This window comes from Mesorhizobium sp. P2_E9 (assembly GCF_056403815.1).
In genome coordinates this window covers 393,397-400,232 of sequence record NZ_JBFUET010000004.1, presented here as the reverse complement: position 1 = coordinate 400,232, position 6,836 = coordinate 393,397, and the positions used below count along the sequence as shown (strand labels likewise).

6 protein-coding genes and 1 pseudogene are annotated in these 6,836 nt (G+C 59.9%); 2 read left to right on the top strand and 5 right to left on the bottom strand.

Annotated elements, in window-relative coordinates:
- A pseudogene (locus AC1D05_RS10290) lies at nt 1-141 on the top strand (IS5/IS1182 family transposase); the annotation flags it as partial.
- A gap of 136 nt (nt 142-277) precedes the next feature.
- Here the strand turns inward: AC1D05_RS10290 and AC1D05_RS10285 are convergent.
- From AC1D05_RS10285 to AC1D05_RS10275, 3 genes are all read right to left on the bottom strand, one after another.
- Complete coding sequence (locus AC1D05_RS10285; protein ID WP_477440553.1) at nt 278-2,323, bottom strand: SPFH domain-containing protein; 2,046 nt, start codon at nt 2,321-2,323, stop codon at nt 278-280.
- 304 nt (nt 2,324-2,627) lie between these two features.
- On the bottom strand, nt 2,628-2,762 hold the full coding sequence (locus AC1D05_RS10280) for a hypothetical protein (protein WP_477440551.1): 135 nt from the start codon (nt 2,760-2,762) through the stop codon (nt 2,628-2,630).
- A 147-nt stretch (nt 2,763-2,909) separates the two neighbouring features.
- Nucleotides 2,910-4,385, bottom strand: coding sequence for a hypothetical protein (locus AC1D05_RS10275; protein ID WP_477440549.1), 1,476 nt, complete (start codon nt 4,383-4,385; stop codon nt 2,910-2,912).
- 553 nt (nt 4,386-4,938) lie between these two features.
- On the opposite strand from AC1D05_RS10275, the gene AC1D05_RS10270 reads away from it, so the two are divergent.
- Nucleotides 4,939-5,304: a YybH family protein gene (locus AC1D05_RS10270; protein ID WP_477440547.1), complete on the top strand. Its 366-nt coding sequence runs from the start codon at nt 4,939-4,941 to the stop codon at nt 5,302-5,304.
- 122 nt (nt 5,305-5,426) lie between these two features.
- Here AC1D05_RS10270 and AC1D05_RS10265 read toward each other — a convergent pair whose 3' ends face one another.
- Together AC1D05_RS10265 and AC1D05_RS10260 are read right to left on the bottom strand one after the other, a co-directional pair.
- A complete protein-coding gene (locus tag AC1D05_RS10265; protein ID WP_477440545.1) occupies nt 5,427-5,870 on the bottom strand; it encodes a DUF982 domain-containing protein in 444 nt (147 codons plus the stop codon).
- A complete protein-coding gene (locus AC1D05_RS10260; RefSeq protein ID WP_477440544.1) occupies nt 5,849-6,835 on the bottom strand; it encodes an ABC transporter ATP-binding protein in 987 nt (328 codons plus the stop codon). The genes AC1D05_RS10265 and AC1D05_RS10260 overlap by 22 nt, the downstream gene beginning before the upstream one ends.
- Nucleotide 6,836: the final 1 nt, after the last annotated feature.

Sequence of the window (6,836 nt, the reverse complement as noted above, 5' to 3'; positions counted from 1 at the left end):
AAGCAACTGCATGGTCACCGCTATGCGCGGTTCCGAAGTCTCATCAGGGTCGCCTGCCAGTGCCTGATCGCCGCCGCCGCCCAGAACATCAAAAAGATCGCCCTTTGCCTATGGCCGAACCCCAAACCGGCCCTCGCATGAGGCCCTACGCCTCCTGTCAAAATCTCCTGACACAAACATTCCAAGACACTTCAATCACATAACAAAAAAACCCCGCCGAAAATCGACGGGGTTTGTCAGCAGTCTGAATGGGCCGGTACAACCGGCCCATCGCTAGTCATTCCTCCTCAACGGGTGCCGGGATCTCCTCCGGCAGGTTTTGCGGTCCAACCCGGTCGGCAACGAGCATCGAAAGCATCATCTCGACCAGGCCATTGGCGGCCCCCTTCTCGCCACCGGTAGCGCCGATCTGGATCTGCGGCACGAGCGGTATCCTGCCATTTTCGATCGCTTCGGCGAAGCGCATGAGAACCTGCGAGTTGAGCTGATAGTCCGGGCCGCCGAAGGCCGCGACCTTCTTCTCGGTGGCTTCGGCCTCCGCCAGACCGATGGCGCGCACCCTGTCGGCATCCGCAAAACCGGTCGCCTTGATGCGTTCGGCATCGGCATGCGCGATAGCCTTGATCATGTCGGCCTCGCCCTGGCCGCCAAGGCGCACCTTCTCGGCCTCTGCCTTGGCAGTCACCTGAATGGTTTCCGCCTGCTGGCGGGTGCGGGCGAGTTGCGCCTTGCCCTCGTTCTCGCTGATCTCGATGGTAAGGGCCGACGTCGTGATCTTGACTTGCTGTTCGGCGAGCGCCTCCTTCTCACGCAACGTGCGTTCCTGAATGGCCGCCTTCTCCTGCAACTTATAAGTCTCGACCTTTTCGACTGCGATCTGGCGCTCGCGCAGCTGGATCAGGATTTGCTCTATGCTGTTCTGGCCATTGGCGGCACGAGGCGTACCAATCAGCACTTCCTGCAGTTCGAGGCTGTAGGAATTGAATTTATCGCGCATCTCCTCGCCCGACTTGCGCTGGATATCGCTACGCTCCTGCAAAAGCTGGATCAGCGTCTTTGTCTGGGCGATATTCTTGAAGTAAGCAGAGACCATCGGATCGAGAGTTTGCTCGACCAGCCGCTTGATGTCACCGAAACGCTGCACCACGAGCGGCGCCTTCATATAGTCGATATGAACGACGACGGAGAGCGGCAGCACAGGCTCGAACGCATCCTTGGTGATCAACGATACTTCAGACAGGTTCTCGTCCAGCCTGTGTTCGCCAAACTGTTCCTTCGTCCATTTGAGCACGAAGTTGGTGGTCGGCACGATGATGATATTGCCGGCATAGGTATTGAACGCATACTTGCCTGGCAGCAGCGGCGTTGACCAGACACCGCGTGCGCCGATTTCGACCAGCTCGCCGTGACGGTATGCCTGCCCGGATATATCCGTGCCGTGGCGGCCGTTATAGGAGACGACGACACCCACCGTGCCAACGTCAATGATCGTCTTGTCGACCAGTTCGACGGTCGCGAAAATGCGATTGAGGAAGTAGCTGCCGTCGGCCAGCACCTGCAGCTGCCGGCCACGGTAGCCACCGGCATTGAGAAACTTCTCCGGGTCCTGAAAATTGTTGTGGAAGTTCGGGTCGTTCGGATCGTTGGCGACGGTCGGTGCGATGATCTCGCCGTCCGGTAGCGCCGGACCGTCATGGATGGTGACGATACCGATCATGTCCTCGGCATTGTGGATGACGACGGGCTCAAAGCCGCCCCGCTCCGAGATCATGCTGGACATATTGGCAAAAAGGTTTTGTTCCGACGCGCTCAGATTGACGGCGTAGATCGACTGGGCGGTGAGCACGATGAATTGTGCGAGATTGATCGCGTAGGTACCTTCACGCAGGATCTTGCGTTGCGGTCCTTTCTGTCCGCCTTTCTCGAGAAAGCCGCGCACATCCTGGAAATCATCGGCGACGGTGTTGGAAGCAAGTGTCTGCGTCGGAGGCAGCGGCTTGCCATCACGGGCAAAGACATAGCCGATCTGACCCTGCGGGATGGTGACAAGATTGGCGCGATGCATCGAATATTGGAACGGCATGAAGAAATGCAGGCCACCGCGCACGACTTCCGGCTGGTAGCCGGCCTCACGGTTGAGCGCAATGAAGCCATTGCTGACGGAGCCGCGAAAGCTCCATAGTTTTTCCAGGATGCCGAGCCTGTCGTTTGGGATGTAGCGGACCACGCCGCTCCACCAGAACAGGATTGCCAGCACGACGACCAGCACGGCTACCTCGATCGCCGTCCATTCCATCGGGCCGAGATATTGTAGGGCTTCCATTTCTTCTCTCCTATGGGCGCGCGGGTTCGTTCACCCGACGGCCATCCGGTTGGTGTTGATTGATAAAGTGGGGAGATCGCGCACCGACACGCTCGACGCGCTAAGGGCGTGTCGAACGTTTGGGCTGCTCATTGGATGGGAAAATGACCGCGCGTCCCGAGTCCCCAGTGAGGAGTAGCGTGGCCGTGAACGATGTCACATCGGTTTTGCCTTGATAGACATAACGGAAGATGACGTAGGGATCACGCCAACAGGTTTAAAGATATTCCGCGCGGAAATAGTATAAATATTTCCAACGCTTTCGTTACAGCTCCCGACACACCTCGACGCAGAAATCGACGAAGGCGCGCACCTTGGCAGGCGGATGCTTGCGCGACGGGTGAAAGGCAAACAGCGGGAAGAGCTCGCCATGCCAGTCCGGAAAGAGGTCGACCAGCACCCCATTCGCCAGCGATGCATTCCTCCAGCATCGATTTGGGGTCGGTGAAGGTCAGAGGTCCACTGGTTAGAACCTCGATCGTTTCCTCCCCGCGCATAAATGCCCAGTTGAATGGCGTGCCGCCAACCCGTCAAGCAAGAAACGTGCTCACTCCCGCCGCCGATACAATGTCCAACCAATGCCCGAAAGCCCCCAACTCGTGGCGGCGTCGGTCCGTTCAAAGGCGAGGACACAACTCGGCGAAGGCTGGACGGATTGGAACTGCTCATGAGCGCCACCCTCGAGGATGAGCCAGTCTGGAGGTTGGGAGCACATTTTCTCTGCGGGCACCAATGATGCCTGGCCCCCGATACGATCGGCGAAATAATTGACGACCATTCCGGTTCGCAGATCATGACTGCTGGCGTAGGTGCTGTCGCCGCCACGCGTCATCTGGTCCACCATCCCGGAATAGGAGCCGCGACCGTGTTCGTAGAACTGAAGCAGCGATCCTATGTTGCCGACCAGTATTGCCGCCAATGCGGCCGCGGAAAGCAAAAACCCCCTGCCTCCCGCCTGGAAGCCACGCCCCAGCAATTCGCCAGCGACAAGCAGCAGCAGCGTCCCACTGCAGAGAAAGTAGCGCGGAAACTCGACATTCGGCAGATGCGCGACGGCCATCAGCAACGGCAGCCCGAAGATCCCTATGACATAAAGGCTGGTCCGGCGATCGCGCCAAAGACGGGCGGAAACAAACACCAGGCCGCAAGCCGCGCCTATACAAACCAAGTCACTGATCCACCACGGCAGGCCGAACAAATAGCGGATCATTCCGCCATACCCTTGCGCGAAATTCTGCAGCGAAAACGGTGAAACGCCGCCGAACTGGAACCCGAACAACTGGCTGCCAAGGAGCACGCAGGCGGCGAGCGGAAGCACGGCCAAAAAGGCTGGTGCGAAAATCAGACCAACCTCGCGATTGGTGGAGGCCAGGCTGCCGGTGCGTGACCACACGAGCCACGAAGTCCAGGCGACAAGGATCACCACCGTTTCCGCCATGGTGAGATGCGACAGGAAGCCGAGCAGGACAATCGCCGCAAAGGCGATGGCTGACCCGCGATTGTCGAAGCGGCGCTCCAAAAACAACAGGGAAAGCAGCGTGAACAATATGAGGCCGGCATAGCCTCTCGCCTCGGAACCGTAGTGAACCATCGGGTAGCTCGTCGCAAACAGCGCGCTGGTAACGATGGCCGTGCGCCGCCCGCGTGAAGCCGCCACCAGGCCGGCAGCAACGACAGTGCCAACGCCCAATGCCACCGACAGGCCACGTTGAACCACTGATGAGGCGTCGGGGCCGATCAGATAGAGATAGGCCGAGTTGAGGAAATGATTGTTGTCGTGATTTATGCGCCAAAATATCTGATCGATCGAGGTCAGCGGCTCAAGCAGCGCAAAAGTCCAGATCTCATCAAGCCAGAGATCGCCGCGCGCGCCCACCAGACGCAGGACCAAACCCGCTGCTGCGATCACCAATATTGCCAGCAATGACCCGGCCGACCATCGTTGGACGGCGCCGGAGGAAGTGCCAAGGCCGCGAGCAGCCCCCGCATTGCCTGCAACTGAAGCTTGTCCCAAGGCATTCATGTCACTCTTCCCGGAACGCGCGCGCTATCTGATCGGCCAGAGGTTTCACCAGTCAGGACAACATGGTGCGACGCCACCCAAAACACTCGCGTGGTAAATCTTCAAGCGCCGAATACTACAATGGAGGCGATTCCGACAGCCAGAAAATCTGTATTTCATATATGAGTATGTTCTAATTTATGTTTTGATCTACTGTATATTTACGGGTGGAACTCGCAGCGGCTCAACGTCGGAAACAAATTCCAAGCCAATCAAAGGCTATACGGAAAATATACAGATGACGCCTGCCGAACCCCACCTTTTCGAAGGTCAAGACGACACCGAGGCATGTTTTTCACTGGGCCTTTCCAGTGGTACTTGCCAATCGGTTGCCGGATTGTGGGATGGACGCGGACCGGAGCGCCCTTTGGCGAGCGACGCTGTCGGCAACGCTTTCGGATATCCGCCCCATCGGATTTCTCCGATTGCCCGCTGAACCAAACAAAGTCTCGACCTGATACGGGCATGCCGGAGCCGGTTGCGATAAGCTCCGTCCAACAATGGAGCTGTCACCATGAGCGATCCCAGCGCCGGAGTGCCCGCCTACGACCCGCAGCAGCTGGAACCCATGCTGATAGCCAGACAGCATGCCGGCGATGTCGACGGCATGGTCGCGCTGTTCGAGGCGGATGCGGTGATCGACTGCGGCGGCGGACGTTTTCTGCGCGGCCCTGAAGCCATTCGCGCCTACTATGCCGAGATTGTCGCGTCCGGACGGAAGTTTGCGGCCGGCGAACAGCGCCCCGCCCTGATTTGCGGTGACCTCGCGCTCACTTCGACCCGGCTTCCCGACGGCGACGTCACCAGCGAAGTTGCCCGGCGGCAAAGCGATGGCTCCTGGCTTTGGGTGATCGATCGCTATTCCGTCGCTTGGGATTAAGACTTTGGCCCGGCCAAGCGTTTGCTCCGTCCGGAAAGCCCGCCCGGCCCTTTCGCCACAGACGCGTCGAGTCCACTGCGGCCGCTATGGACGCAGTCCTGGCGTTCAGCAATCCGGTGCGGCTAGCGCCGCAGCGCGTATACGCCCGCTATGGCTTCGCCAGCTACCGGCAGCGCCATATCGTCGTCCAGAAGCCGCGTGATCCGGGCAAAACCGGTGAATGCCTTCCGTGCCTCCTCCGCCGACATCTGACCCGACAAAGCTGCCGAGCAGCAATTCAGCGCGCACTGATACACTGGCCCACGTCGTCCCGTCGGCCATTTACGCAAGAAAACCATCGCCTCGGCGACACTATCCACTTCTTCTACAGGGTGCCCCTGCCCGCGCGAGATCCGCACGGGCGAAAAGAAATGCAGGTAGTCCATCGCTTCCTCCCGGTCGATCGCGATGCCGCTCGATCGAACCCAATGAAACGCGCTGTCAGGCGGTTGGTTCCACCCAGAAAACAGAATCTTTGAAAAATCTTTTGGTCGATGGATGCCGGCTAAACCGTCGGGAAATGGCATGCCACTTTGCGGCCGGGTTGATGCTCCCTCAGTTCCGGCCGCTCGGTGCGGCATCGCTCGACAGCGATCGGGCATCGGGGGTGGAAACGGCAACCGGATGGCGGTTTCAGCGGGCTCGGCACGTCGCCGGTCAGGATGATGCGCTTGCGCGTCCCGCTAGGTGTGGTTTCCACCACCGGAACCGCCGAGATCAGCGCCTGGCTGTAAGGGTGGGCTGGCGCCGCGAACACCTCTTCAGCCGGCCCTTCCTCGACGATCGAGCCGAGATACATGACCGCGATGCGGGTCGACACCTGACGCACCACCGACAGGTCGTGGGCGATGAAGATGTAGGTGAGGTTCAGCTTCTCCTGCAAATCGGCCAGCAGGTTGACGATCTGCGCCTGCACCGACACGTCGAGCGCCGAGACGGGCTCGTCGAGTACGACCAGATCCGGGTTGAGGGCAATCGCCCGCGCAATGCCGACGCGCTGGCGCTGGCCGCCTGAGAATTCGTGGGGATAACGCATGACATGGTCCGGCAGCAGCCCGACGAGGTCGAACAGTTCGGCGACGCGCGCGGTGATCTCGCGGGACGACAGCTTGCCATGGATACGCAGCGGCTCGGCCACCAGGTCGCCGACGCGCCGGCGCGGGTTGAGCGAGGCCGACGGGTCCTGGAACACCATTTGCAGGCAGCGTCGCAACGGCCTGAGTTCGGACAGCGACTTCGAGGTGATGTCCTCGCCTTCGAACAGAAGCTCGCCATCTGTGATCTCGTAGAGCCTCACCAGGCAGCGCGCCAGCGTGGACTTGCCGCAGCCGGATTCGCCGACCAGCCCGACCGTCTCGCCGCGTCGCACGGTCAGCGAAACATTGTCGACCGCATGGACGGTTCGCCTGCCTTCGGCGGAAAACCGGCTGCCGATCGAAAAACGCTTTCCCAGCGAGCGCGTCTCGAGGATCGGACGATCTTTGTCGGTCAAC